The 25732-nt window shown below is 45.5% G+C and carries 22 protein-coding genes; 12 read left to right on the forward strand and 10 right to left on the reverse strand.

Annotation, left to right across the window (positions count from 1 at the left end):
- Positions 1 to 113 precede the first annotated feature (113 nt).
- The 8 genes from R7O13_RS10015 (at position 114) to R7O13_RS10050 (ending at position 9518) form a co-directional block, all read left to right on the forward strand.
- Positions 114 to 1274 carry an ABC transporter substrate-binding protein gene (locus R7O13_RS10015; RefSeq protein ID WP_064353819.1) on the forward strand — a complete coding sequence of 387 codons (1161 nt, stop codon included), beginning with the start codon at positions 114 to 116 and terminating at the stop codon, positions 1272 to 1274.
- Between the two features lie 9 nt (positions 1275 to 1283).
- A complete protein-coding gene (locus R7O13_RS10020; protein WP_318303737.1) occupies positions 1284 to 2993 on the forward strand; it encodes a thiamine ABC transporter permease in 1710 nt (569 codons plus the stop codon).
- Positions 2959 to 3606: an ATP-binding cassette domain-containing protein gene (locus R7O13_RS10025; RefSeq protein WP_065274385.1), complete on the forward strand. Its 648-nt coding sequence runs from the start codon at positions 2959 to 2961 to the stop codon at positions 3604 to 3606. The genes R7O13_RS10020 and R7O13_RS10025 overlap by 35 nt, the downstream gene beginning before the upstream one ends.
- Positions 3599 to 4210, forward strand: coding sequence for a CDP-alcohol phosphatidyltransferase family protein (locus R7O13_RS10030; RefSeq protein WP_042522015.1), 612 nt, complete (start codon positions 3599 to 3601; stop codon positions 4208 to 4210). Before R7O13_RS10025 ends, R7O13_RS10030 begins: the two co-directional genes overlap by 8 nt.
- A 123-nt stretch (positions 4211 to 4333) precedes the next feature.
- On the forward strand, positions 4334 to 4813 hold the full coding sequence (locus tag R7O13_RS10035; protein WP_005386695.1) for a glycine zipper 2TM domain-containing protein: 480 nt from the start codon (positions 4334 to 4336) through the stop codon (positions 4811 to 4813).
- 202 nt (positions 4814 to 5015) lie between these two features.
- Entirely contained in the window at positions 5016 to 6545 is a 1530-nt protein-coding gene (gene norR, locus R7O13_RS10040) for a nitric oxide reductase transcriptional regulator NorR (protein ID WP_318303740.1), read from the forward strand.
- Between the two features lie 174 nt (positions 6546 to 6719).
- Positions 6720 to 8381: a hydroxylamine reductase gene (hcp, locus tag R7O13_RS10045; protein WP_318303741.1), complete on the forward strand. Its 1662-nt coding sequence runs from the start codon at positions 6720 to 6722 to the stop codon at positions 8379 to 8381.
- An 81-nt stretch (positions 8382 to 8462) separates the two neighbouring features.
- Positions 8463 to 9518, forward strand: coding sequence for a hybrid-cluster NAD(P)-dependent oxidoreductase (locus R7O13_RS10050; protein WP_318303743.1), 1056 nt, complete (start codon positions 8463 to 8465; stop codon positions 9516 to 9518).
- Between the two features lie 213 nt (positions 9519 to 9731).
- Here the strand turns inward: R7O13_RS10050 and R7O13_RS10055 are convergent, their stop codons facing one another.
- From R7O13_RS10055 to R7O13_RS10065, 3 genes are all read right to left on the reverse strand, one after another.
- Positions 9732 to 10673, reverse strand: coding sequence for a class I SAM-dependent methyltransferase (locus R7O13_RS10055; RefSeq protein WP_171342727.1), 942 nt, complete (start codon positions 10671 to 10673; stop codon positions 9732 to 9734).
- Between the two features lie 31 nt (positions 10674 to 10704).
- On the reverse strand, positions 10705 to 11397 hold the full coding sequence (locus R7O13_RS10060) for a TIGR01621 family pseudouridine synthase (RefSeq protein ID WP_086046635.1): 693 nt from the start codon (positions 11395 to 11397) through the stop codon (positions 10705 to 10707).
- 82 nt (positions 11398 to 11479) lie between these two features.
- Positions 11480 to 12850 carry a sodium-dependent transporter gene (locus R7O13_RS10065; protein ID WP_043884644.1) on the reverse strand — a complete coding sequence of 457 codons (1371 nt, stop codon included), beginning with the start codon at positions 12848 to 12850 and terminating at the stop codon, positions 11480 to 11482.
- Between the two features lie 430 nt (positions 12851 to 13280).
- Here R7O13_RS10065 and cls point away from each other — a divergent pair, with 430 nt between their 5' ends.
- From cls to R7O13_RS10085, 4 genes are all read left to right on the forward strand, one after another.
- The gene (gene cls, locus R7O13_RS10070; RefSeq protein WP_017820861.1) at positions 13281 to 14735 is read left to right on the forward strand and encodes a cardiolipin synthase; all 1455 of its coding nucleotides are present in this window, start codon (positions 13281 to 13283) and stop codon (positions 14733 to 14735) included.
- 211 nt (positions 14736 to 14946) lie between these two features.
- Positions 14947 to 16152, forward strand: coding sequence for a cystathionine beta-lyase (locus R7O13_RS10075; protein ID WP_151514686.1), 1206 nt, complete (start codon positions 14947 to 14949; stop codon positions 16150 to 16152).
- Between the two features lie 248 nt (positions 16153 to 16400).
- Positions 16401 to 17306, forward strand: coding sequence for an esterase/lipase family protein (locus R7O13_RS10080; RefSeq protein ID WP_197687493.1), 906 nt, complete (start codon positions 16401 to 16403; stop codon positions 17304 to 17306).
- A 12-nt stretch (positions 17307 to 17318) separates the two neighbouring features.
- A complete protein-coding gene (locus tag R7O13_RS10085; RefSeq protein ID WP_086046632.1) occupies positions 17319 to 18179 on the forward strand; it encodes a lipase secretion chaperone in 861 nt (286 codons plus the stop codon).
- A gap of 24 nt (positions 18180 to 18203) precedes the next feature.
- Here R7O13_RS10085 and R7O13_RS10090 read toward each other — a convergent pair whose 3' ends face one another.
- From R7O13_RS10090 to pspA, 7 genes are all read right to left on the reverse strand, one after another.
- On the reverse strand, positions 18204 to 18770 hold the full coding sequence (locus R7O13_RS10090; protein WP_017634671.1) for a DNA-3-methyladenine glycosylase I: 567 nt from the start codon (positions 18768 to 18770) through the stop codon (positions 18204 to 18206).
- Positions 18771 to 18842: 72 nt separating this feature from the next.
- A complete protein-coding gene (gene vmeI, locus R7O13_RS10095; protein ID WP_318303748.1) occupies positions 18843 to 21953 on the reverse strand; it encodes an efflux RND transporter permease subunit VmeI in 3111 nt (1036 codons plus the stop codon).
- Positions 21950 to 23047, reverse strand: coding sequence for an efflux RND transporter periplasmic adaptor subunit (locus R7O13_RS10100; RefSeq protein WP_005378112.1), 1098 nt, complete (start codon positions 23045 to 23047; stop codon positions 21950 to 21952). The genes vmeI and R7O13_RS10100 overlap by 4 nt, the downstream gene beginning before the upstream one ends.
- A 1-nt stretch (position 23048) precedes the next feature.
- Positions 23049 to 24080, reverse strand: coding sequence for an efflux RND transporter periplasmic adaptor subunit (locus R7O13_RS10105; RefSeq protein ID WP_005378114.1), 1032 nt, complete (start codon positions 24078 to 24080; stop codon positions 23049 to 23051).
- A 161-nt stretch (positions 24081 to 24241) separates the two neighbouring features.
- A complete protein-coding gene (gene pspC, locus R7O13_RS10110; protein WP_025766867.1) occupies positions 24242 to 24631 on the reverse strand; it encodes an envelope stress response membrane protein PspC in 390 nt (129 codons plus the stop codon).
- Positions 24624 to 24857 carry an envelope stress response membrane protein PspB gene (pspB, locus tag R7O13_RS10115; protein ID WP_005378117.1) on the reverse strand — a complete coding sequence of 78 codons (234 nt, stop codon included), beginning with the start codon at positions 24855 to 24857 and terminating at the stop codon, positions 24624 to 24626. The genes pspC and pspB overlap by 8 nt, the downstream gene beginning before the upstream one ends.
- 14 nt (positions 24858 to 24871) lie before the next feature.
- Positions 24872 to 25543 (reverse strand): phage shock protein PspA, encoded by a 672-nt coding sequence (pspA, locus tag R7O13_RS10120; RefSeq protein WP_005378119.1) that lies wholly within the window; start codon positions 25541 to 25543, stop codon positions 24872 to 24874.
- Between the last annotated feature and the right edge of the window lie 189 nt (positions 25544 to 25732).

Genomic DNA, 25732 nt, shown 5'->3' on the forward strand with positions numbered 1-25732 from the left:
TGGCATTGATAATAGAGAGAGATGAATTACTATCCTTGTAACAGAGCGGAACGACTTGCGAAAACGTCAATAGAAACGAAAGCAAGAACCAAAAGACATAACACGGAATAGATATGAAAAAGCTACTCAGCAGCATTGGCATTTTAGCCACGACTTTTGCGACACCTTCTTTTGCCGATTCATCAGTGAATAGCGAATGGCAAAAAATCGAACATCAAGCCGACGGGCAATCCGTCTACTTTCATGCTTGGGGCGGAAGCCAAGAAATTAATCGCTACATACAGTGGGCGAGTAGAGAGCTAAAATCACGTTATAACGTGACGCTAAACCACGTTAAAGTAACTGATATTTCTGAGACCACTACTCGACTTATCGCAGAAAAAGCGGCAGGCAAAAACAGCGGTGGCAGTGTTGATATGGTTTGGATCAATGGCGAAAACTTCAAATCAATGAAGGATAACCAATTGCTATTTGGTCCTTTTGTCGAAGGTTTGCCAAGCTGGCAATATGTGGATAAATCTCTACCAATTGATGTGGACTTCTCCGAGCCAACAGAAGGTCTAGAAGCACCTTGGGGAGTAGGACAATTAGTGTTTATCCATGACGAGCAAACCCTCCATAACCCTCCAAAATCATTCGCAGAAATGCTGAGCTATGCAAAAGCGTTCCCGAATCGCCTGACTTACCCTCGACCACCAGAGTTTCATGGCACAAGCTTTATCAAAGCATTACTCATTGAACTGTCTAACAACGCCCCTGAGCTGCAACAACCAGTTACCGATAACACGTTTGAGCAAGTCACTCAACCGCTGTGGTCTTATCTAGATGAGTTCCATAAAGTCGCTTGGCGCGGTGGTAAGCAGTTTCCAGGTGGTACAGCAGAAACCCTTCAGCTACTAGATGATGGTCAGACTGACCTGGCGATTACCTTTAACCCGAACGCGGTTTTCTCTGCGCAGTCGAGCGGTAATCTTGCAGAGAGCACCAAAGCGTACGCAATGGACGCAGGAGCACTCTCAAATATCCACTTTTTAGCGATTCCTTGGAACGCAAATGCCAGTGCTGGTGCACAAGTTGCGATAAACTTTTTATTGAGCCCTGAAGCACAGTCTCGCAAAGGTAACCTAAACATCTGGGGCGACCCTTCGGTACTAAGCAACCAATACCTAACTGGTTCGGCCAAAAACACTCAACAATTCAAATCTATCGCTGAGCCACATCCAAGTTGGCAAGCGGCGTTAGAAAAAGAATGGTTGAAACGCTACGGGAATTAGTAAGAATCCATGTTAAGAGCGCTGTATTTAGTCATTATCGCAGTTTGTATTTTGCCTACCATTCCGGGACTACTTGGAGTGGTGGTCTCTGCGCTCGGTTATGTGCCTCCTATCGGCTTGCACCACTTTTCTTTAGATGGCTTTAACGCTGTTTTTGATTGGGAGGGTGTTTGGACATCCATCGGGCTTACTTTCTACTCTGCCATTTTCAGTAGCTACTTGGCTTGCTTGATCACATTTGCGATTTTGCAAGCCTCTTGGGGCAGTAAGTTTTGGCGAAAAATTGAAGTAAGCCTCTCGCCACTTCTTGCCATGCCGCACGTAGCGTTTGCGATTGGCTTTGCGTTCTTGTTTGCCCCAACTGGTATGGGCGTTAGGGTTCTCAACCAACTGTTTGGTTACGACTCGAATGCACAAACGGTGAATGACTTAGCATTGCTGATTAAAGATCCGCACGCACTCGGTTTGATCATCATGCTTGCGATTAAAGAAGTGCCGTTTTTATTGTTGATGAGTATTCCAATTCTTCAGCAATTGAAAGTCGATAAGATTGAAAAAGTCAGTCATTCGATGGGCTACAGTTCGGCGCAAGCGTGGTGGAAATGCGTGTTCCCACAGTGGATAGCAAAACTGCGCTTTCCAATGCTGGCGGTATTGGCTTACAGTTTGTCCGTTGTCGATGTCGCCCTGATTATTGGCCCCACCAACCCGCCGACGTTTGCGGTTTTGGTATGGCAATGGTTTAACGATCCAGATTTATCGCTCCTACCAAGAGCGGCCGCTGGCGCAGTAATACTGTTTGCGATCGCAAGCCTTTTGATTGGATTTGCACGCTTAATGGAATGGTGTATTACCAAAGGCTTCAAACGCTGGCAGTACTCTGGTCGAAACGGGTTTCGTTTACCCGGTAAAACCCTATTTTCACTGGTCGCGCTACTTGCACTTCTAATGATTCCACTCATGGTGCTGTGGAGCTTTGCCCAACGTTGGCGCTTTCCAGATTTGCTCCCAAGCCGTTACAGCCTGCGTTTTTGGGAATACGAATGGCACAGTATTCTAGGGACTCTAGAACAAAGTATGTCAATCGCCCTAATCAGCGCGACTGTCGCGCTAGTTCTTGCTTTAATAGCACATGAGTATCGTCTCCGTTATCGCTGGCAGGTGCCCGGTTACATCATCGCCATCCCAATGCTGATTCCTCAGCTATCCGTGCTATTCGGTATGCAAATAGTGACGCTGTACTTAAACAGTAATGCGTATTTCTTTTGGGTATGTTGGGCGCATATATTCTTTGCGTTCCCATTTATTTACCTCTCGCTAGACGGTCCGTGGCGCAGCTTCGATAACGGCTTAACTCGCGCCGCACTCAGCTTGGGTAAATCACCGATGCAAGCTTGGTTAAAAGTGAAACTGCCAATCCTCCTGCCTGCAATTGCATTCGCGTGGGCTGTCGGTATTAGTGTCAGCCTGGCGCAATACCTACCAACATTGGTGCTAGGGGCTGGGCGCATTAGCACCATCACAACCGAAGCCGTTGCACTATCCAGTGGTTTTGACCGACGTGTCACCGCTATTTACGCTATTTGGCAAGCTCTGCTGCCATTCTTGTTCTTTTCTTTTGCGATACTGCTTAGCCACTTGCACAGGAAGTATCGCCGCTTGTCTATAAAAGGTTTACTACTGAATGAGTCTTTGTCTCGAAAACCTCGCCATCCGTAAAACCAATGGCGACGCGCTTTTTTCAGCGTTCAACATGACCGTAGAAAAAGGTGAAATCGTTACCCTGATGGGGCCTAGCGGTTGTGGTAAATCCACTTTGTTGGATGCCATTGCCGGGCACCTATCCGCCGAGTTCAACTACTCTGGATCCATTACGCTTGATAACGAAAAGTTGGATGCCCTCCCTGCCCATAAGCGTCAGGTCGGTATTCTATTCCAAGAAGATTTGCTCTTCCCTCATTTAACGGTGTGGGAGAACCTTGCCTTCGCGCTACCAAACTCAATCAAAGGTGAAGAGCGTAAAGCTCACGCTATGCAAGCACTGAAGAACATTTCATTGACCAAACTAGCAGAGTCCTTTCCTGACCAAATTTCGGGAGGGCAACGTGCCCGTATCTCATTGACTCGTATGCTGCTAGCAAAGCCAAAAGTTGCGCTACTTGATGAGCCCTATAGCAAGCTGGATAAAGACCTGCGCGTGCAATTTCGCAATTGGGTGGTCGAACAATTGCAGCAAGCGAACATCCCTACTTTGATGGTAACGCACGATGAAGACGATATTCCTGATGGCAGCAGCTGCCTAAACTGGCCGTGGGAGACAAATCATGCTTGATAGCCTGAGTATAAAGCTCATCCGCAAACCGCTGGCACTCAGTGCGAAATATCTCGATAAATGTGGTATCACTGCAAATCAGACGACAGTGTTTGGTTTTGTACTTGGCTGTTTTGCCCTGCCGGCTTTGATCACCGAACAGTACTTGTTGGCGTTGCTGTTTATTTTGCTGAACAGAATCTGTGATGGGTTAGACGGTGCACTGGCGAGGATTCAAGGCATTACCGATGCGGGTGGTTTTCTTGATATCAGCTTAGATTTTTTGTTCTATTCGTTGATTCCTTTTGGCTTTGTGCTTGCCAACCCAGAGCACAATGCCGTTGCAGGCGCATTTTTGATTTTTTCCTTCATCGGCACTGGTAGTAGCTTTTTGGCTTTTGCCATCATGGCAGGAAAACAAGGCATCGATAATCCGGTATATAAAAACAAATCGCTTTACTACATGAGCGGCTTAACCGAAGGTACAGAAACCATTGGCTGCTTGGTTTTATTTTGTTTGCTACCGCAACACTTTGCCGTCATCGCGTATATCTTTGGCGCGGCATGCTGGTTTACTACTTTTACACGTATTTATTCAGGGTTTCATACGCTTAACGATCATTAATACTGCTTAGACAATCGCGTTTCCTTAAGGGACAGGCCGCTAAGCCACTGTTTTATAAAGCACCAAAACGCAGGTTAAATTGGGGTATATACTCTTTGAATGAAGAAACCATTCGGAGGCTATATGAAAAAACAGATCAATTTAGGCATGTTGCTCACCATTACTTGTGCGCTCGTGCTTGGCGGCTGTAGCTCACCTAACCCGTACGGAGATGCATACGGCTCATCCGACACTCGCAAAGTTCAGCAGGTTTACTACGGCACAGTAGAAAAAGTAGAACCCGTAACCATTGATGCCTCTACCCAATCCAATGCCATTGGCACCATCGCTGGTGCTGCCGTGGGCGGGATCTTAGGCTCAAAAGTTGGGGGCGGTTCTGGCTCGGATATCGCTGCCATTGGTGGTGGTCTATTGGGTGGCTATGCAGGCAGCAAAGCGGCTGAAGCAACCGCGAAAAGAAATGGCGTGAATCTGACCATTCGTTTAGAGGACGGAAAGATTATCTCTATTGTTCAAGAAGCAAATCCAAACATGATTTTCCAACCAGGCCAAGCGGTCCAAATCAATGTTTCTGGTAATGACGCCAGAGTCGTTCCTCGTTAATTCGGACGAACCAAACCTTTGGCCTGCTTTAATTCAAACACCTAATCCGCGCAAGCTTACATCACTGGCTTGTTAACTTGCGCGTTTCTTTTCGTATCAAACTTGATCGTCGTCAATGGAACATCAATCTCCCACACCTTTCGATGTTCAAATGACATCAAGTTGCTAGCATGAGCCCATTCCAGATAACTTTGGGCTTGTTATGACTTCGACTGTTGACCACGTATTCCTTAATATCGCGCTAAACCTCAGCTCAAATCGCTCTCACGAGCAGCAATATCAAAATCTCATTGATGGGGTCGCGCAAGTATTCCCATGTGATGCGAGCTGCCTGTTTATCTTCGATGAGGATGGGTTTCTAACTCCTGTCGCGGTAAAAGGCTTATCCAGCTCGGTCTTAGGTCGTCGCTATTTCCCCAAGGCGCACCCTCGCTTAGATGCCATTATTCATAGCCGTGAACCGGTGCGTTTCGATGCCGATTGTTCACTGCCGGATCCTTTCGACGGCACACTATTAACTGAAGACCAATGCATTGATGTTCACGATTGCATGGGCTTTAGCTTGTATGTCGAAGGCCAACTTGTTGGCGCACTAACGATGGATGCACTAACGGTGGGCGCGTTTGATGGCATCGATCCTGTCGCTATCGAAACCTTTGCGGCTTTGACCGCTGCGACATTGCGTAACATTGCTCAGTTAAAAGCGCTCAAAGCGCAAAACCAGAAGCAAAAAAGCGTCACTCAAACCCTTATCCAGCAAGCCCGTTCTCAACATGGTGAAATGGTGGGTTTGAGTCCACAGATCAACCAGTTACGAAACAACATTGCGACCGTTGCTCAATCAGATTACGCAGTACTTATCACAGGAGAGACCGGTACTGGTAAAGAACTGGTCGCGCACTCGGTACACGCGCAATCTCATCGTAGCGATAAGCCGATGATTTACGTCAACTGTGCGGCCCTGCCTGAAGGTCTGGCTGAGAGTGAACTGTTTGGCCATGTCAAAGGCGCATTTACAGGTGCTAATAGCCACCGTGCCGGTAAGTTTGAACTGGCAGACGGTGGAACGATTTTCCTTGATGAAGTGGGCGAACTGCCTTTGATTTTGCAAGCAAAATTGCTACGTGTGATTCAACAAGGCGAGCTGCAACGTGTAGGTAGCGATCAGCATTTGATGGTCAATGTGCGCATCATCGCCGCGACTAATCGACAATTAGAAAAAGAGGTCGAAGCTGGCACGTTTCGAGTAGACCTTTTCCACCGTTTAAACGTGTTCCCAATCCAAGTCCCCCCACTGCGTGCCCGTGACGGAGATATTCCCGTTTTAGCAGGATACCTGTTAGAAAAAGTACGCCAACAATTTAATGCGCCCAATCTGCACGTTCACCCTAAGGTGTTGGCTCAACTGGAGTCTTCACCTTGGTACGGAAACGTACGCGAGCTCGAACACACTTTAACTCGCGCGGCTTTACACGCTATTCAACAAGGTGCAAGCACGATCATGCTTAACCATTTCGACACCTCATTGGCTCTCGGTGATGTAAAAAACACATCGCATTATCTGCCCAAAGAAAGCCAACCAATGCGAGAACTGATAGAAAGCTATCAACGTGATTTAATTGAACATGCTTTAAGCCAAACTGGTGGCGTTTGGGCAAAAGCAGCGGAGTTTTTGCAAATGGATCGCGGGAACTTATATCGAATGGGTAAAAAGCTCGGGATCAATAAATAACCAACCACAAGAAGCTGATGTAATTAAGACATCATTTACGTTGTCTTAATTACATCACTCGCCCTATCAAAAACAAATAAAATCATTAAAAATCAACAAGATAATAATTGGCACGCATTCTGCTCTCTAGTGGTCAACATCACGACTATTAAAACAATCACTGGAGAACCCAATATGTTCTGTATTCAATGTGAACAGACAATTCAAACCCCTGCTGTTAAAGGTTGTTCTTTTGCACAAGGTATGTGTGGTAAAACTTCTGAAGTATCTGACCTGCAAGACGTGTTGGTTTACACACTGCAAGGGGTTTCTTTTTGGGCATCAAAAGCACTTGAATTCAACATCATTAACGATGAAATCAACCAATGGGCACCCAAGGCATTTTTCTCTACATTGACGAACGTTAACTTCGACCCTGAACGCATCCTAGAGTTAACTTCTCAAGCCGCAACGTACAAAGCATTGTTAAAAGAGCAAGTAATGTCTGCTGCGACTTTGTCAAACACCAACCTTACTGACATTCCTGCCGTTGCCAACTTCGATCTACCAAACAGCGCAGAAGCGATCTTAACTTTTGCTCCTCAAGTCGCGGTGAACCGTGGTAAGGACCAAGTACATGAAGATGTTATTGGCCTACGCCTACTTTGCCTATACGGACTTAAAGGTGCAGCCGCGTACATGGAGCACGCACGTGTTCTTGAGCAAACCAACAACGATATCTATGCCGAATACCATGAAATCATGGCGTGGTTGGGCACAGACCCTGAAGATCTCGGCGAACTACTTGATTGCTCAATGCGCATCGGCCTGATGAACTACAAAGTGATGGAAATGCTCGACCAAGGTGAAACAATGACCTTCGGCCATCCAGAACCAACCACGGTGAACGTCAAGCCAGTAAAAGGTAAATGTATTCTTGTTTCTGGCCATGATTTGCATGACCTAGAAAAAATCCTGCAACAGACCGAAGGTAAAGGCATTAACGTTTACACCAATGGTGAAATGCTGCCTGCACACGGCTACCCTGAGCTGAAGAAATCCCCTCATCTTGTCGGTAACTACGGCAGCGCATGGCAAAACCAACAGAAAGAATTCGCCAACTTCCCTGGTGCAATCGTAATGACGTCAAACTGCTTGTTGAATCCAAATGTGGGTCAATACGCAGACCGTCTATTCACCCGTAGCATTGTTGGCTGGCCTGGTGTTGCACATATCGAAGGCGATGATTTCAGCCAAGTGATCGAATGTGCTCTGGCGCAAGACGGTTTCCAACACGATGAAATCGAACACCACATCACGGTTGGTTTTGGTCGCAATGCACTGATGAACGCCGCCCCTGCGGTTATCGACCAAGTGAAGCAAGGCAACATCAAACACTTCTTCCTAGTCGGCGGTTGTGATGGTGATAAAGCGGAACGCAGCTACTACACCGATTTTACGGCTGAAGCGCCAGAAGACACGCTCATCCTGACCTTGGCGTGTGGTAAGTTCCGCTTCAACAAGAATACGTTCGGAGATATCAACGGCATCCCTCGCCTATTGGATGTGGGCCAATGTAACGATGCTTACTCTGCAATCCAGCTTGCACTTGCACTGGCGAAAGAGTTTGACTGTGACATCAATGAACTGCCACTCACGCTTGTGCTTTCTTGGTTCGAGCAAAAAGCGATCGTTATCTTGCTAACGCTATTTGCATTGGGCGTGAAAGGCATTTACACAGGCCCTACTGCACCAGCATTCCTAACGCCAAACCTAATCGCCATCATCCAAGAGAAGTTCGATATGCGCAGTATTGGCAATGTTCAGGATGATCTAAAAGCCATCCTAGCAGCCTAATAAACCTGCTTGTTACGCGCCTCCTTACGCGGAGGCGCTATCTATTTCGAACCAAAAATAGCCACAACCAAAGAGATTGTTATGTTTTTTGAATGGCAAGGTAACCAACCCGTCGCACTCCGTTGCATCGACAAATACTTCGAAACACACGACACCGTCAGCATCAAATTGGCCGAACTAACCGAATCACTTCTGTTTCAGTTTAAGCCTGGCCAGTTTATTAACTTAGGCGTGGAAATTGATGGAAAAATGGAGTTTCGCGCCTATTCAATCAGCTCGATCAATGAAGACGATCACCTTCAACTCACCATCAAACGAGTATCTGGCGGTAAAGTATCGAACTACATCGTTGACTCGCTGCTGCTAGGTGATACCGTTCAAGCATTACCACCAGCAGGCGAATTTAACTGCATCGACCATCCACCCGTGTTACGTGATGGCGAAAAAAAAGCCTTGCTTATCAGTGCAGGTTGCGGCGTCACGCCCGTATTTTCGATGGCAAAACACTGGCTGAGTAATCAAGATGAAAACGACAACGATGTGGACATCGCATTTCTTCATATCGCACGCAGCCCAGAAGAGACGATTTATTACGATCAGCTAGAAACGCTCGACGCTGTGTATCCCAACTTCCATTTAAAGCTGTTGCTGAAAAACCGCGAAGGAACATCGCATCCACAAGGTCGTTTGAATGCCGACTGGCTTAAAGAGCTTGTTCCTGATTTCAAACAGCGCACCGTTTACCTGTGTGGTCCAAGCCAGTTTATGCAAGATGTTCACGGCTATTTGAATGACCTTGGTTTTGACATGACGAACTTCTACCAAGAGAGTTTTACGCCTGCGACTGGCGCAGAAACATCGGTCTCCGATGAGACGGTTAACGTTTCTGTTCCTGATTTTGCTCAAAGCATCGATGCGCAAAAAGGTCAGGTACTGGCCGATGTGCTCGAAGGCGCAGGTTTACCATTAATCGTCGCTTGTCGAAGCGGGATTTGTGGCTCGTGTAAATGCAAGGTTCGTAAAGGCAACGTCTCTTCCACCAGCCTAGAAACATTGACGCCAGAAGAAATTGAACAAGGCTATGTGCTCGCCTGCTCATCAACCATCGAAGCCGATCTTGAAGTGCAGATCGGTTAATGCTGCTGGTATCAATCTTTTATTGTTTCCCGTCATTCCGGCGAGCCTAGGCGAGATCAGGAACCTAATATCAGCGTGTTAAGAATAACTCATTCTGATAATAGACTCTGAATCACACTCGCGTCTCGCTATTCAGATTGACGGGGTATCGCGGAAATGCCAGCCGTACTCAAACGGCTGGTATTATAGATAGGTACAACTTTCGTTTCGTCGTCATTGCTTCTCGCTAAACAACAACACTTTCAATGCTGCTTCGCTGTCTACGTCCATAAACTCTGGCGGGTTATCCAGACGCTCACGGAATGTCAACTCTGGCGCTTCTTCTTTCATGCTTTCAATCAAGAAGTCGCTTGTCACAGATGGTGAGTTCACACATGCCATCACTTGACCGCCTTCTGCCAACAAATCCGGCAATCGACGTAGAATCTTTTTGTAGTCTTTAGTCAGCGCAAAGCTGCCTTTCTGGAATGAAGGCGGATCGATAATGATCAAATCATACTGACCAGATTTTTTAATCTTACCCCACGATTTAAAGATATCGTGCCCCATAAAGCTTACCTGGTTGATGTTATGACCATTTAGCTTGTGGTTCTCACGACCTTTAGACAGCGATGCTTTCGCCATGTCGACGTTAACCACTTTATCTGCTCCACCCGCAATGGCAGCGACAGAAAAGCCACAGGTGTAAGCAAACAAGTTAAGCACGTTCTTATGCTTCGCATTTTCGCGTACCCAATCACGACCGTAGCGCATGTCCAAAAACAGACCAAAGTTTTGGTTGCGGCCAATATCCAATTGGTATTTCAAACCGCTTTCTTCAACGACAGGGCGAGCGTCTAATTCACCGACAAGCACTTCTGAAGGCGCACCATCGGCATAACGGTGCTGAAGAACCATAGTGCGACCTTGCTTGTCTGCCCACAACTGTGATTGTGCCAACGCATTGAGGCCGCTTTTCAGCTCAGCGAGAAACGCGTCGTCGACTTCTTTAAACAAGTTGATGATCAACTGACCTTGTAACCAGTCACAGGTGATTTGCTCTAGACCTTCAAAACGACGGCCACGACCGTGAAACAATCGACGAATTTCATTCGGAGCTTGCGCGAGCTCGGTTTCTAGATGCTGAAAAAACAGCGGAAGTTGTGATACTTGCATCGAGTTCTCTTATTAGTTTTCTTTGTGACGGTTATTTGATCGTAGGCCAGCTCAGTTCCCAAGGGGAAAGCCAAGTATCCAAACCCTGAGAGACGATTTCATTGTGCCATTTGTTACCCAGCACTTGGTATTCTCGTGGATCGCAAACAAAGCGATATTGCTCATCTCGGTATTGGAAGCAAAGTGAAAATGCATGCAGGTAACCGCGATCAGCCTCATTGCCTGCATTGTAAATCGGGTCGCCAACAATACCTGAGCCAACCGATTTTAATGCCACGCGGATTTGATGCGTTTTACCAGTGTGTGGCTTACATAAAAATAGGCGCTCTCCGGGCTCTGCCGCAAGAGAGAAAAACTGGGTGACGGCTGGGTTATTTTTGCTGTTGACCAGCTTCCATGATGAACGGCGCGAACGCTCCATATCACCAACGACCAAACCTTGTTTCTTTTTCGGCTTTTTAGAGCCAATCGCTAGGTAGAACTTTTCTACTTGGCGGTCAGCGAAGGCTTGCGATAACGCACTGGCCGCTTTGGCGTTGCGTCCGAGGAGCAGAATACCCGATGTCATTTTATCCAAGCGATGGATAAGATAGAGCTGCTGATCACCACTCTGCTTAGCCACTTCTTGCAGCAGCATTGTGTCGCCATCGTCTTTATGAACAGAGACGTTGGGATGCTTATTGATGATCAGAAAATCGGGATGGGTATGTAGAATATCGAACATAAAAAAACTGGCTCCACGTTTGGAGCCAGCAGTATACATAAGTTATCGGACAAAGCTATCGAGGCTTGCCCTAAGGCCTGAGCTAGAGCTTTCTAGAGAAAATACCAGCAAGACCAATGATTGCGATACCCAGCAGCATGATTTCACCTTTACCACTATCAAAGCCAGACTTAATCCCCATGAAGGCAACAATAGCAATCGCAACAGGAATCAGGTATTTAACTAGGTTGTACCACAATCCAAATAGCGGGAAGGATACTTCGCCGTCATTAGTGATCTCTTTTTCTAGCTCAGCACGGCTTAGGCGCCATCCAGCAAAGATACAAACCAACATACCACCAACCGCTAGGAAGATTTTGTCCGTTAGCAAGTCGAAGATATCAAAGGCACCGGTACCAAACAGCGTTGGTCCCATTCCACCTAACGATAGTGACGCAAAAATACATAATGCCGCCATAACTGCGCTTGCAGACAGAACTGCGTTAGAGCGCTTCATGCCTTTCTCGTCGATTAGGTAAGACACGACAACTTCCAATAGTGATACTGAAGAAGTTAATGCCGCCACCGTCAAACCGATGAAAAATAGCAACGCGAATAGCAACCCAATCACTCCGCCCATTTCAGCAAATAGCTGAGGAACGACAACGAATACAAGACCAGGGCCTGCTGCAGGCTCCATGCCAAAGGCAAACATTGCTGGGAACATAGCAACACCAGCAAGAATCGCGACACCAGTATCCATCGCTGTAACCATACCGGTTGTTTGAACTAGGTTCTCTTTCTTCTTCAGGTAAGAACCGTACGTCATCATACAACCCATACCTAAGCTAAGTGAGAAGAACGCCTGTCCTAGTGCAGCAAGAACCACGTTGCTGTCGACTTTAGAAAAGTCCGGCATGAATAAGAACTCAAGGCCAGCCATTGCACCTGGCAGCATTAAGCCCTTAACAGAAACAACGATTAGGATTAAGAACAGAAGCGGCATCAGAACCTTACCGGCTTTCTCAATACCACCCGAAATCCCTTTCATCACGATCATGACGTTAAGGAACAGGTAAACACCCATCCACATTAAAGGTTGAATCGGATCTGAGATGAAACCGCCAAAACTGTCGCCAATTGCTTCTGGCGCGCTGAGTAGACCACCACCCACTTTAAAGATGTAGGCCAATGCCCAACCACCAACCACAGGGTAGAAGCCCATGATCAAAAGACCACTGAAAACTCCCATAACGCCAGTGAACGTCCAGCGTCGGTCAGTTGTTTTGAATGCACCTACGGCAGAAAGACCTGTCTTACGACCAATAGCGAACTCTGTCAGCATCACGCTAAAGCCGATAAAAATTACAAAGATAAGATAGATAGCAACGAATGCACCGCCGCCACTCTCACCTGCTGTGTAAGGGAATTTCCATATATTGCCTAAACCGACAGCGGAACCCGCTGCTGCCATTACGAAGCCTAGTTTAGACCCCCACGTATCACGTGGTGCTGCTGTATTAGTTGTAGCCACGCTTTTTCTCCAAAATTAGTTTGTTGTGTATGCATAGAGATAGGCGTCTAAAAAGTTTATGTAAAAATTATTGTACACTTATAAAATAAGCGTTCGACGCACTATATCTAGAAAGTAAAGCAGCTCCCCTTTAAAATTGGAACCCCAAAAAAGTACATTTATCGCACAAGTGTCGAGTTACGCAGGTTAAATGCTGCTTTTTTGTTCAAAAGTTAAAGAATGACCTTATTTTTCACATTAAAATAACAGAATCAGCTGTTATGAAATTCGTTCCTCATATAAGGTCAATCCCACGTCTAAATGGGAAATCTATTCCCCCAACCCACTTTTATGCTTAATATCCTAGAAGGGCATATTACTCTGAGCGTATATGGACAAGTTTTATCACTTTCTTACTTTAGCTGGCATCGGGCTATATTGGTTACTGGTCGCAGGTGTGACCATTCGTGTCGTTTTAAAGCGCCGTGCAGTGAGCGTGTCTTTAGCTTGGCTAATGATCATTTATATCCTTCCCGTTCTGGGTGTCGCATGTTATTTCCTCTTCGGTGAACTGAACTTAGGCAGAAAGCGAGCCGAACGTGCGAAAGAGATGTTTACACCATTCGAGAAGTGGTTCAGTCAGCTTAACGACTGTAACGCGCACAACCCAGAAACGATGGGAAGGCACATCTACCGAATTGATGAACTTTGTAACAACCGCCTTGGTCTTCCCGCATTGAGCGGTAATACATTGTCGCTGCAACAGTCACCTAATGAGATTTTGCATTCCATTATTGAAGACATCGAAAACGCGCAGAGCAGTATTCGAATGGTATTCTACATTTGGCATCCGGGTGGTTTGGCTGACTCTGTCGCTTCTGCGCTTATTCAAGCGGCTAAACGCGGCGTAGATGTCAAACTATTGCTCGATTCAGCAGGTAGTCCACGTTTTTTCAGAAGTCCTTGGTATCGAATGATGCAGGATGCTGGAATTGAAGTTATTCAAGCGCTAGAAGTGAAGATGTGGCGTATTTTCTTACGTCGTCTTGATCTTCGCCAACATCGCAAGATCATCGTAATTGATGATGAAATTGCTTATACAGGTTCAATGAACTTGGTTGACCCGGCTTACTTCAAGCAAAATAGTGGCGTTGGGCATTGGGTGGATATCATGGTTCGCATTACAGGACCAACGGTAAACGTATTGAGTGCCATCCACTGTTGGGATTGGGAAGTCGAAACTGGCGAACGTCATTTACCAAGACTACCTGAATGCAAGATCGATGAGAGTGAATTCCAACACCCTATTCAGGTTGTGCCTTCTGGCCCAGGTATGCCGGAATATCTGATCTATCAAGTATTAACATTGGCAATAAACCAAGCCAATCGCTCGGTACGAATCACAACACCATATTTCGTGCCCAATGCTGATTTACTCGAAACGTTAAAGATGACAGCACAACGAGGCATTAACGTTGAACTCATTATTCCCCATAAAAATGACTCTATGATGGTGCAATGGGCTTCACGCGCTTTTTATAGTGAGCTCTTGAGTGCAGGGGTCAAGATTTATGAGTTTTATGGTGGTTTGCTGCATACAAAATCTGTCGTAATTGACGACCAATTCTGTTTAGTTGGCACCGTAAACATGGATATGCGCAGCTTGTGGCTGAACTTCGAAGTGACCCTCGCCGTTGATGACGAAGAGTTCACCAAGCAAATGTCTTGGTTACAAGATAGCTATATTAAGCAATCTCACACTGTTGTATTGGAAGAATGGGAGAAAAGGAGCCTATTTTCTCGGTTCTTAGAGCGAGTGTTCTATCTCTTCAACCCACTCCTCTAATACCTCAAATACACAGGCTAAAAAACCTCCAGCGCTACATGCATCCTGCTGGAGGTTTGTTCTTTTAGCTCCCTATCTACACGATACCTCTCGACATCATTACCTGTTCATCTTGGCTGTTATTGGCTGATAGTTGACTTTTCCCTTGCATAACCTACGTCGTCCATGTTTTAAATATTCAAAACCGCAATATTTAAGACAGGGAACTTTTATGTCAGAGGGAAAAAAAACCAAACTCATTACCGCTGGCCGCGATAAAAAGTGGACAAATGGTGTTGTAAACCCACCCGTTCAACGCGCTTCAACCGTGGTATTCAATACCGTTGCAGAAAAGAACCAAGCCACCATTAATCGTGCAAACAAAACATTGTTTTATGGTCGCCGAGGCACCAACACGCACTTTGCTTTCCAAGACGCAATGGTTGAGATTGAAGGTGGAGCTGGTTGCGCGCTTTACCCTTGTGGAACGGCAGCAATTTCAAACGCCATCCTCTCTTTCGTTGAAACTGGCGATCACATTCTAATGGTGGACACTTGTTACGAACCAACTCGTGACTTTTGTAACACCATAATGAAGAAAATGGGCATCGAAACCACCTATTATGACCCAATGATCGGTGAAGGTATCCGAGACTTGATTCAGCCGAATACCAGAGTCCTTTTCTTGGAGTCTCCTGGTTCAATAACCATGGAAGTCCAAGATGTACCTACATTAGCGCGCATTGCCCACGAGCAAGATATCATTGTGATGCTTGACAACACATGGGGAGCTGGCGTGAACTTCTCTCCTTTCGAGCATGGCGTAGACATTTCCATTCAAGCGGCGACTAAGTATATCGTTGGACATTCAGATGTCATGCTAGGTACTGCTGTGGCTTCTGAAAAGTATTGGGATCAGCTTCGTGAACAAAGCTACCTGATGGGTCAGTGCGTTTCTCCTGACGACGCATACCTAGGTCTTCGAGGTATTCGCACGTTGGATGTTCGCCTAAGACAGCACGCAGAAAGCAGTTTAAAAGTCGCTCAGTGGCTCGCTTCTCGCCCAGAAGTTGATCATGTCCGCCATCCAGCTTTAGAAACAAGCCCTGGCCATGAGTTTTTCAAACGAGACTTCACAGGTGGAAACGGCTTGTTTTCATTTGTTCTCAAAACGTCTTATCCAAAAGCGACGACGGCTCTGCTTGATGGTATGAAACACTTCAGTATGGGTTACTCTTGGGGCGGTTATGAAAGCCTCATTCTAGCTAACGAACCTAAGAGCTTTAACAGCCTGAGAACCGTAGCTCACCCACACTTTGAAGGTACTTTGGTTCGTATTCATATTGGCTTAGAAGACGTAAATGACTTGATCGCTGATTTAGAGACTGGTTTTGCGCGTTATAACGCCTTAATGCTTGAAAAAGAAGTCTCCCTATAACAATGATTGAATCGCCCTGCATTGCGGGGCGTTTTTATAAGCCACTGACTTAATTAGAATTAACCAACATTCACCCGAACCATTAATTAATGTTAATCATTTGTGTTGTTTTTCAATTGAGCAGTCACAGAATGAAATAATGTGCCACAAATAGGCTTTCCAAATTTAGAGTTTCTCTCCTACTTTTTATCATTCATAAGAGGTCATACCACAAGGAGATAGTTTTGAAACTCAAATTTATAGCGCTAATGCTTTTTACCTTAATTACCGTCCCAATAACCTCCGTATCCGCTGCAACAGGTTATACCCAAACCAAGTATCCGATTGTTCTGGTTCACGGTTTGTTTGGTTTTGATACCCTGGCAGGCGTTGATTACTTTTTCGGAATACCACATTCCTTAACAAAAGATGGCGCTACGGTTTATGTTGCACAGGTATCCGCGACCAATAGCAGCGAAGTTCGAGGGGAGCAACTGCTTGCTCAAGTCGAAACCTTACTTGCAGCAACAGGCGCAGAGAAAGTCAATCTCATTGGTCACAGTCATGGTGGTCCAACAACGCGCTATGTTGCCTCTGTCCGTCCTGACCTAGTCGCATCAGTTACGAGTATAGGAGGCGTTAATAAAGGGTCTAAAGTGGCAGATTTAGTTCGTGGCACCGTATCTGAGGGTTCGGGTAGTGAGCAGCTCGCGGTAAAACTGGCGCAAGGCTTAACTACTCTTATTAATCTTCTATCAGGTGGTTCTGATCTCGACCAAGACCCTTTAGCCTCACTAGCAGCATTAACCACGGAAGGATCATTAGCGTTTAACCAACACTACCCGGAGGGAGTCCCTACCAGTGAATGTGGTAATGGTGACTTGCTGGCTTCAAATGGCGTTTATTACTACTCATGGACCGGATCATCCACTTTTACAAACGTTTTCGATCCGACCGACGCTGCCATGATGGTACTTGGCTTAGCCTTTGATGGGCCAAATGATGGCTTAGTTGGTGCGTGCAGCACACATTTGGGCAAAGTCATACGTGATGATTATCAAATGAACCATTTGGATGAAATTAACGGCCTACTCGGTATTCATCATCTTTTTGAAACCGATCCAGTCACGCTTTATCGCCAACATGCAAATCGTCTCAAACTTCAAGGTTTATAAGAGGTCATCACAATGAAGAAAGTCGCTCTCACCACTTTTATCCTGCTCTCGATATTTGGCGTGGGAGCGCTTTCTCTGTTGCAAAGCGACAAACAACAAGAGATAACCTCTAACCATTCGCAATCTCAGCAAGATATAGCCGCCGATGTCTCTTCCCCAAAAGACTTCTTCGAATATTCTCTTAGCCGGCTGGGCGAAGAAGATCTCGATACGATCAAAGCGGAAGTTAATGATGACACTTTAGCAAAGCAAACTCTGAATATTGATGCCAAACTTTTTCAAGCCTACCTTTCCTACAAGCAAGCACTCTCTGCATTAGAGCCTTTTGAGCACAACCACCTAACGCTTGAACATTTAACCATGCTGAATGAAGCAATACTGAACTTACAGCTTCAATACTTTAACGAGGTGCAGATAACCCAATTGTTTGACGAAGAAAACCGACTTCGCCAACTTGCTTTAGAAAAGCTGACGATTAAAACACAGGCATCGGATATCGAGAGTCAAGCACACCTTCTCAATCAAGCATTATCAGAACAACCGGATTACATACGAGAAAGTGAACGCAATAACGCATTAGCAGAGCAGCTCGAGCAAGCTTCTCAGCTTGATTCACAAGACAAGTACATCGCCCGTGTTGCTCTGGTAGGAGATGCCGGAGCGCAGAGGCTGCAAAAGCTTGATGAGCAAAGAGCATCATTTGAGACTCAACTCGCCACTTACTTAAAGCAGCGTCAAAATATTCTGAATAGGGGTTTTTTAGGGCAAGACGAAAAACAGGCAGAAATCATTGCTTTAAGAAAACAAAGCTTCGATGCCACTCAATGGCGTCGAATCGAAGCTTTGGAACGTATTCATGATAGCCAGAACTAACAACATTAGCTTAATAGCCAAACGTTACTTATTCTGCTTTTTAGGACATCCAACGATATGGTCATCCACCATGCCGACGGCTTGCATGAAAGCATAACAGATGGTTTCACCGACAAACTTGAAGCCTTTCTTTTTTAGGAATTTACTCATGGCTTTGGATTGCTCTGTCGAAACTGGCACGTCACTCATATGTTGCCATTGATTAATGATTGGTTCGCCGTCCACGAACTGCCACAACGCGTCTGATAAACTTCCGTATTCAGCAATTAACGCTTTGGCCGCTTTGGCATTACTGAAAACCGAGTTAATCTTTCCGCGATGCCTTACAACATCGAAGTTTTCCACGATGTATTCAGCGCGTTCTTCATTTCTTTGTTCCAACGCATCTAGATCGTAATTCTCGAACGCTTCTCTGTAACCTTCGCGCTTTTTAAGGATGGTGATCCAACTAAGACCAGCTTGCGCACCTTCCAAAGTAATAAATTCAAACAGGACTTGGTCGTCATATACTGGCACGCCCCATTCGGAATCATGATATTCGCGCTCTAATGGGTGATTCATCGCCCACGCACACGTTTTTTGTTCTGTCATTATTCTTCCTTAAAAAGCGCCTCTAACTGATGAGCTAGAGGCGCGATATTTTTCATCGTTATATCAGTAGCACTAAGCCTGTTTCGGTACTGCCACTTTATGGAACAAACGATACAACACTGGCACGACAATCAGTGTCAGGACTGTCGCAAAACCCAAACCAAACATAATCGTAACCGCCATTGGTTTGAAGAAAATATCTGGCAACAGTGGGATCATACCAAGGATCGTCGTGATAGCAGCCATACAAACGGGACGGACGCGACTTACCGCAGCATCAACGACCGCGTCATAAGCCTCTTTACCGGACTTCATTTCAATTTCAATTTGGTCCAGTAATACGATGCCATTTTTGAGCACCATTCCCGATAAGCTTAAGAAGCCGAGCAATGCCATAAAACCAAACGGCGTGTTGAGTGCCAACAAACCGGTGGTGACACCAATTAACGCCAGTGGCACGGTAAGCCAAACAATGAGTGGCTCTTTGATAGAGTTAAATAGGAATACAGTGATCAAGAACATGAACAAGTACCCCATTGGCATAGTAGTAAACAGTGACTCTTGAGCATCACCTGAAGATTCGTATTCACCACCCCACTCTAGTGAATAGCCAGGAGGCATTTGAATCGCTTCGATTTGGGGCTGTAAACGTTTTTGCAACGTCGATGCGGTTTCTTCACCTAGAATATCAGGGTCTGCCATCACAGTGAGCATACGCTTACGGTTCTTACGTACGATGATAGGATCCTCCCAACGCATGTCGTAACCCATTGTGACTTGTTGAAGTGGGATAAACTCACTCTGTGCTGGACTCCATATTTTCATGCCTTCGATGTTACGAATATCAATGCGCTCATCTTCTGGTAAACGAGCCACGATAGGCATGAGCGTCGTGCCGTCTCGGTATAAGCCTATCGTCATTCCAGAGAATGACATGGACAAGAAATCATCGACGTCCGATTTGGTAATGCCATAGCGACGTGCCTGACTCTCATTAAACTGAGGTTCAAGAACTTGGGTTCGTTCACGCCAATCATGCCTGATATTTGTTGCCTGAGGGTCGGCGTACATGATGTCCTTGACCTGAGCGGCTATCGTACGAAGGACGGTTGGATCTGAGCCAATAATACGCGCTTCAATTTTTGCACCACCACCAGGGCCTAACTCAATCTGTTTGAGCTTGTAATTGATTTCTGGGTAGTTGGCTTTTAAATACTCTCGAAACTTCGCCATTAATGGTTTTAACGCTTCGTAATTTTCCATACGAGTGGTTATCTCACCATAAGCCGCATAACTTTTCTCTGGCGCGTACGTTAACATGAAGCGCTGTAAACCTTTACCCGCGGTCGTCGTGATATGGTCAACATGCTCTTGCTTAGCTAACCAACTTTCTAACTCTTTAAGCGTTGTGTTAGTTGCTCGAATATCAGTTCCTTCTGGCATCCATACATCTAACTGAAAAATCGGCGTTGTCGACGATGGGAAAAACGCTTGCTTCACAAAGGTGAACCCGTAAACACTTGCCGCTAATCCCGCAATCAGCACCACAACGGTAAACCAAGCACGACGCATACAAAACTGAAGAAACTTTTTATAAATAACGAAAATAACCCCGTTATATGGATCATTTTCTTCCCCTTCACCTTGTTTAATCTTCTGGCCTTTAAAGAAGATGTCAGCAAAGAATGGTGTCAACGAGATAGCGGTAAACCAGCTCAACATTAAAGAGATCAGCAGAACCGTAAACAAAGTGCCACAGTATTCACCCGTAGAGTCTTCAGACAGTCCAATTGGCGCAAATGCAGTTACCGCAATCACAGTTGCCCCAAGTAATGGCCACTTTGTTTGGGTAACAATGTCGGTCGCTGCTTGGAGTCGAGTTCGCCCTTTTTGAGTACCAATCAAAATCCCCTCAACCACAACGATTGCATTGTCCACCAACATACCTAACGCGATAACCAAGGCACCTAATGAAATCCGCTGCAAATCTATCGCGAGATACTTCATGAAAATGAACGTACCCAACACCGTCAGCAGTAAAATTAAACCGATAAGCAGACCTGAACGTAGCCCCATAAAGAACAGAAGTACGATAATGACGATACCGACAGCTTGAGCCAAGCTCACAACAAAACCGCTAACCGATTTATCCACTTCTTTCGGCTGACTATAGATTTCCGAAATTTCGATACCGACAGGTTGTTGGTACTTTAGCTCTGCAAGGCGATGATCAAACGCTTTTCCGACTTCAACGACGTTGACGCCTTCAGCAAAAGAAACACCCACGTTTAGTGCGAGGCTGCCGTTAAAATTAATAATATTATTCGGGACTTCTACGTAACCACGTTTTATTTCCGCCACATCTTTCAAGAAGATGAGCCCCTGAGCACCCGACTCAGTAATCAACAAATCGCCTAGCTCATCCACACTCTGGAACTCGCCAGTCGGCTGAATTCTGATGTACTCGTCACCAATTCTGATCGCTCCTGCGTCAGAAACTACGTTTTGCGTCGAAAGAAGATTAAACACGGTATCCGGAGCAAGACCTATACTGCTCAATTTTTTCATCGATACTTCGATGAACACTTGCTCTTGCTGTTGCCCAGATACCGAAACTTTACTCACGCCATCAACCAGTTCGAGCTCTCGGCGTAAGTAATCGACGTAATCCAGTAGCTCTTTATAGCTATAACCGTCGCCAGTCACCGCTAACAAAATCCCGTAAACATCACCAAAATCATCGATCACTTGAGGTTCATTCACACCTGGAGGCAACGTCCCTTTAAGGTCGTTCACTTTACGGCGCAACTCATCCCAAATTTGTGGTAGATCATCAGGGCCATAATTGTTCTTCATCGTGACCGTGATTTGAGATAAGCCTCGGCTAGAAATCGAATTTACTTCATCAACATAAGTAAGCTGCTGAATCGCTTTTTCGATTGGATACGTCACTTCTTCTTCGACTTGTTGCGGTGTCGCACCAGGGTAAGAGGTCACTACCATCGCATCTTTAATAGTAAAAGCAGGGTCCTCAAGACGCCCTAAACCAAAGAATGCGGCGATACCACCAATCAAAAATATCAGTGCGACCATCCAACTGATGACGCGATTTCGGATGAAGTACGCAGCAATACCGGTCACATCATCATCACTGTGAGGCACTGATTTATTAAGATCGCTCATAGACCGGCCTCCTGCGTAGCCATTTCCTGTATCACTTCCACTTTCATGCCATCCCTTAATCGAGAAACACCGGCAATCACAACTTTGTCTTTGAGCATGAGACCATCAAGGATTTGAATGGACGTTTTAGATGCCTTACCTGCTCGCACCTGTTTGCGCGATACCGTATTGTCGTCATTCAGTACCCAAACAAATTTGTTTTCGCGCCCCAGCTCGTCACCATCCGCATTAAAAATGGCTTCGATAGGGACATTAATTCCTAGGTTGAGATCAAGCCCAACATTCTCGTCTTTAGACGTTACTTCAACAGCCATCCCATCTAGGATGTACTCTTCTTCCGGCATAGGAAGCGACAGTGTGACAGTAAACGTACCTGTTGTTGGATCGGGCTCAGTCGTAAATTCTTTTACCGTCGCGTTATATTCGTTACCGCTGGGCACGCGCACCAATGCTTTGATCGCGGTAAGCCTTTCTTCCGTTGGCGGTTGGTTCACATAGAGGCGGTCTGGAAGCTGAATCAACACTTCGACTCGCTCCAAGCTGTGAATATTAACGATATGCTGTCCGACTTGAACATTTTCGAATTGGTCGATATTAACTCGCGAAATAATCCCATCCACGGGCGCTTTTAAGGCAGTAAATGATAGACGAAGTTTGGCTAACTGAAGCTCAGCTAAGGCGATTTGTCGTTGTGCTGCAATTTCATCAAACTGAGACTTAGCTAATAGGCCTTTATCAACCAAAGGGCGTGAGCGGCGATACTGACTGTCGACAACAGAAAAACGCGCACTCGCATTATCTACATCCAACTCATAGTCCGTGGGATCTAGCGTTGCAATAACATCACCCTTCGTGACTTTGTCGCCCTCTTTTACCATGATGCGGCTGACTTCTCCTGCCACTCTGAAGCTCAAATGAGAGCGATCCGCTGCATTCGCAACCGCAGGGAAGTACAAGTTGTCGTCCACCTTGTTTCCCGCTAATGACGTAACCCTAACTCGTGGCGTTTCGAGCTCTTTTTCTGGCGCCTTATCCCCACAGCCAACGAGAAAAAGCGTTGAAAGTAAAGTCGCTAGAGAGATGATTCCTTTCATATTACAACCCTCTTTCCTTAATCCACGCTCTTACCTTAATTCCGGGTTCAATTACACTGACACCCGAGATAATGATTTGGTCGCCATCGTTAAGCCCGGCTAACACTTGATTTTTGTCATTCATCTCAATTGCGGCTTTGGATACAATGCCTTGCTCATCGACACGCCAAACGTATGTTTTGCCGTTCTCTTCTAGCAACGCGGAGTTAGGAATCTTTGTCGCTCCTGCACTTTTGGACAGGAGGTAAGCATTGCCAGACATTCCCGGCAAAAGGCCAATTTCTGCTGGTCGCTCCATGACCATCGTGACTTTGTAACTGCCCGTTTTAGGATCGGCTTCTGTATCGATTTCCTGAAAGGTTAAATCAAAGGCTCGCTCGGGGAACGCATCAAATATCATTCTGGCAGAGACATCGCTCCCCTGCGTGTAACGATTTAGAAGATAGTCTGGGATTTGGAATATCACTTTGAGGAGTTGGTTGGACTGAATATTCATCACCCCTTCTTTCGCGGCAACATATTCATGGTTTTCTGCTGGAATGTACGAAATAGTGCCATCATATGGCGCGACAAGTTTGGTATATCTTAAGTTTGCCTTTGCTTGATTCCATTGAGCTTTTGCTGAGTTGTGATTCGCTTTTGCCTCATCAAAATCTTGCTCAGATACTACTTGGTCTTTACGTAGCTTTTGGTATCGCTTGTATTGCACATCTGCGAGCAAAAAATTTGCCCGAGCTTGCTGTTCGAGCAGAGAATATTCATCTGGGTTTAATGACGCCAAAACATCACCTTTACTGACGACTTGACCTTCATTCACTTCTATCGTTTGAAGAAGCCCAGGAACTCGAAATGTCAGTACTGCTCTATCGCCAGCTTCCGTCGTGGCAGGAAAATGTCGCTCAAACTGGGCATTGCCAACAGATACTGTAAATAGCTTCGCAGGGCGCGATTCAGGTTCAGGAACAGGAGGAAGTTCTTTACCGCACCCCGACAAGACAGCCGAGATGGCAATAGGAATGAGCAATTTTCTCATTACATTCATCCATAAAAATTGGGGGATTATTTTTAAAGTAGATGAATTTTGAACGAACTTCCAGAGCAGAAAAGATTAATAGTGCTTTAAAATTAGTAATTTGTGATAAAAAAGCAGGCTTTATGCCTGCTTCAGTTAAATCTTCTTTGGATACAAAATGCCTAGAGCTTACTGAATTCTCTGTTCACCCTATATGTATCAGACGTAACATAAGCTTCCATGTTACGAATTTTGCCATCAAGACGGTCAAAATCCCTTTCCAACACACTGAGCAGTTGATCAGGGCTTTGCCCTTTCTGCCAAGGCTTACTTTTGAGCGTATGCTCTTGCTGCGCTCTGATATTTTCAGAATACGTTACTGGTTGCTTTTCTAACATAAACGCCATCGCGATGTACGCTAACAATACCAAAAACGTACCACCTAACAGCGCTGCAGAAATCACTACAATACGAATCAACCAAACTTCTGCACCAAAGTAGTTGGCAATTCCGGCGCAAACACCGGAGATTTTGCCATTTACTGGATCACGATACAGTTCTCGATTATTCATACTTTCGTCTCCATGTTGGTGACTCAGCATCCAAGATGCGCTCCAATGTATCAACTCGGGACTGCATCGCTTCCGCTTTTTCAGATAGTACCTGAAGGCGCTCTAAATCTTGGCTCGACAGTGCACTATCTGTTTTGCGTTTGCTGCGATAGTGTAAGAAGAGCCATAGTGGAGCGACAAAGATTAAAAAGACAATCACTGGTCCTGCTATAAAAAATGCCGACATAAATGGCTCCTTTCTTATTTATCTTTCGATGACATCTGTTCTTTCAGTTTTGCCAACTCTTTTTCAATTTCGTCTTGTGCCTGCAACTCTGCAAACTCTTGTTCTAGCGATTTAGCATTACCAGTTTGAGCATATAGGTCTGCTTCCGCTTCCATTTCATCCACTTTACGTGAGTACTGCTCAAATTTCGCCATCGCTTCATTAGTACGGCTAGTGTGCAGGTGTTTTTGCACATCACGACGGTTAGATGCAGTTTGGTTACGAATTGCTAGTGCTTGCTGTTTTGCGCGCGTTTCAGCAATTTTGCTTTCCAACTTACCAATCTCGCCAGTAAGCTTATCGATCGTTTCTTCCACTAAGGTTTGCTCAGTGTGGAGGCCTTTAATTACTTGCTCTAGCTTTTGCTTTTCAATTAATGCTGCACGAGCTAGATCTTCGCGCTCTTTAACTAATGCTAAGCTCGCTTTTTGACCCCATTCGCCAATTTGCTCTTCTAACGTTTCAACCTTACGAGCCAACTCTTTCTTGTCTGCAATCGCTTTAGCCGAGTTAGTACGCACTTCAACAAGTGTGTCTTCCATTTCTTGAATGATAAGACGGATCATTTTTTCAGGATCTTCCGCCTTGTCCAGTAATGCACTGATGTTTGAGTTAACGATATCTGCAAATCGAGAAAAAATACCCATAACGGAACTCCTCTTTTTTCCTATTAAAACTCGACAAGGTGGTGATTAACCTTGTGTCTCCCTGAATATATAACAAGTAACGTGCCAACTTATAATTTTCTTTTAAATCAGAGCGTTATTCATTTTGTTGTCGTTACACACTATTGTGCTATGATGTTTTTCACCAACTGTTGGTGAAATTTACCAACT

Source organism: Vibrio sp. Y176 (genome assembly GCF_033438945.1).

Bases quoted from the DNA above. Each gene is read 5' to 3' on its own strand.
- R7O13_RS10105 (WP_005378114.1), bottom strand. From the start codon at position 24,080: ATGAGAAAATTGCTCATTCCTATTGCCATCTCGGCTGTCTTGTCGGGG.
- vmeI (WP_318303748.1), bottom strand. From the start codon at position 21,953: ATGAGCGATCTTAATAAATCAGTGCCTCACAGTGATGATGATGTGACC.
- R7O13_RS10090 (WP_017634671.1), bottom strand. From the start codon at position 18,770: ATGACAGAACAAAAAACGTGTGCGTGGGCGATGAATCACCCATTAGAG.
- R7O13_RS10085 (WP_086046632.1), top strand. From the start codon at position 17,319: ATGAAGAAAGTCGCTCTCACCACTTTTATCCTGCTCTCGATATTTGGC.
- R7O13_RS10030 (WP_042522015.1), top strand. From the start codon at position 3,599: ATGCTTGATAGCCTGAGTATAAAGCTCATCCGCAAACCGCTGGCACTC.
- R7O13_RS10035 (WP_005386695.1), top strand. From the start codon at position 4,334: ATGAAAAAACAGATCAATTTAGGCATGTTGCTCACCATTACTTGTGCG.
- cls (WP_017820861.1), top strand. From the start codon at position 13,281: ATGGACAAGTTTTATCACTTTCTTACTTTAGCTGGCATCGGGCTATAT.
- R7O13_RS10100 (WP_005378112.1), bottom strand. From the start codon at position 23,047: ATGAAAGGAATCATCTCTCTAGCGACTTTACTTTCAACGCTTTTTCTC.
- R7O13_RS10055 (WP_171342727.1), bottom strand. From the start codon at position 10,673: ATGCAAGTATCACAACTTCCGCTGTTTTTTCAGCATCTAGAAACCGAG.
- norR (WP_318303740.1), top strand. From the start codon at position 5,016: ATGACTTCGACTGTTGACCACGTATTCCTTAATATCGCGCTAAACCTC.
- R7O13_RS10020 (WP_318303737.1), top strand. From the start codon at position 1,284: ATGTTAAGAGCGCTGTATTTAGTCATTATCGCAGTTTGTATTTTGCCT.
- pspB (WP_005378117.1), bottom strand. From the start codon at position 24,857: ATGTCGGCATTTTTTATAGCAGGACCAGTGATTGTCTTTTTAATCTTT.
- R7O13_RS10065 (WP_043884644.1), bottom strand. From the start codon at position 12,850: ATGGCAGCAGCGGGTTCCGCTGTCGGTTTAGGCAATATATGGAAATTC.
- R7O13_RS10050 (WP_318303743.1), top strand. From the start codon at position 8,463: ATGTTTTTTGAATGGCAAGGTAACCAACCCGTCGCACTCCGTTGCATC.
- R7O13_RS10015 (WP_064353819.1), top strand. From the start codon at position 114: ATGAAAAAGCTACTCAGCAGCATTGGCATTTTAGCCACGACTTTTGCG.
- R7O13_RS10060 (WP_086046635.1), bottom strand. From the start codon at position 11,397: ATGTTCGATATTCTACATACCCATCCCGATTTTCTGATCATCAATAAG.
- hcp (WP_318303741.1), top strand. From the start codon at position 6,720: ATGTTCTGTATTCAATGTGAACAGACAATTCAAACCCCTGCTGTTAAA.
- R7O13_RS10025 (WP_065274385.1), top strand. From the start codon at position 2,959: ATGAGTCTTTGTCTCGAAAACCTCGCCATCCGTAAAACCAATGGCGAC.
- pspC (WP_025766867.1), bottom strand. From the start codon at position 24,631: ATGAATAATCGAGAACTGTATCGTGATCCAGTAAATGGCAAAATCTCC.
- R7O13_RS10075 (WP_151514686.1), top strand. From the start codon at position 14,947: ATGTCAGAGGGAAAAAAAACCAAACTCATTACCGCTGGCCGCGATAAA.
- R7O13_RS10080 (WP_197687493.1), top strand. From the start codon at position 16,401: ATGCTTTTTACCTTAATTACCGTCCCAATAACCTCCGTATCCGCTGCA.
- pspA (WP_005378119.1), bottom strand. From the start codon at position 25,543: ATGGGTATTTTTTCTCGATTTGCAGATATCGTTAACTCAAACATCAGT.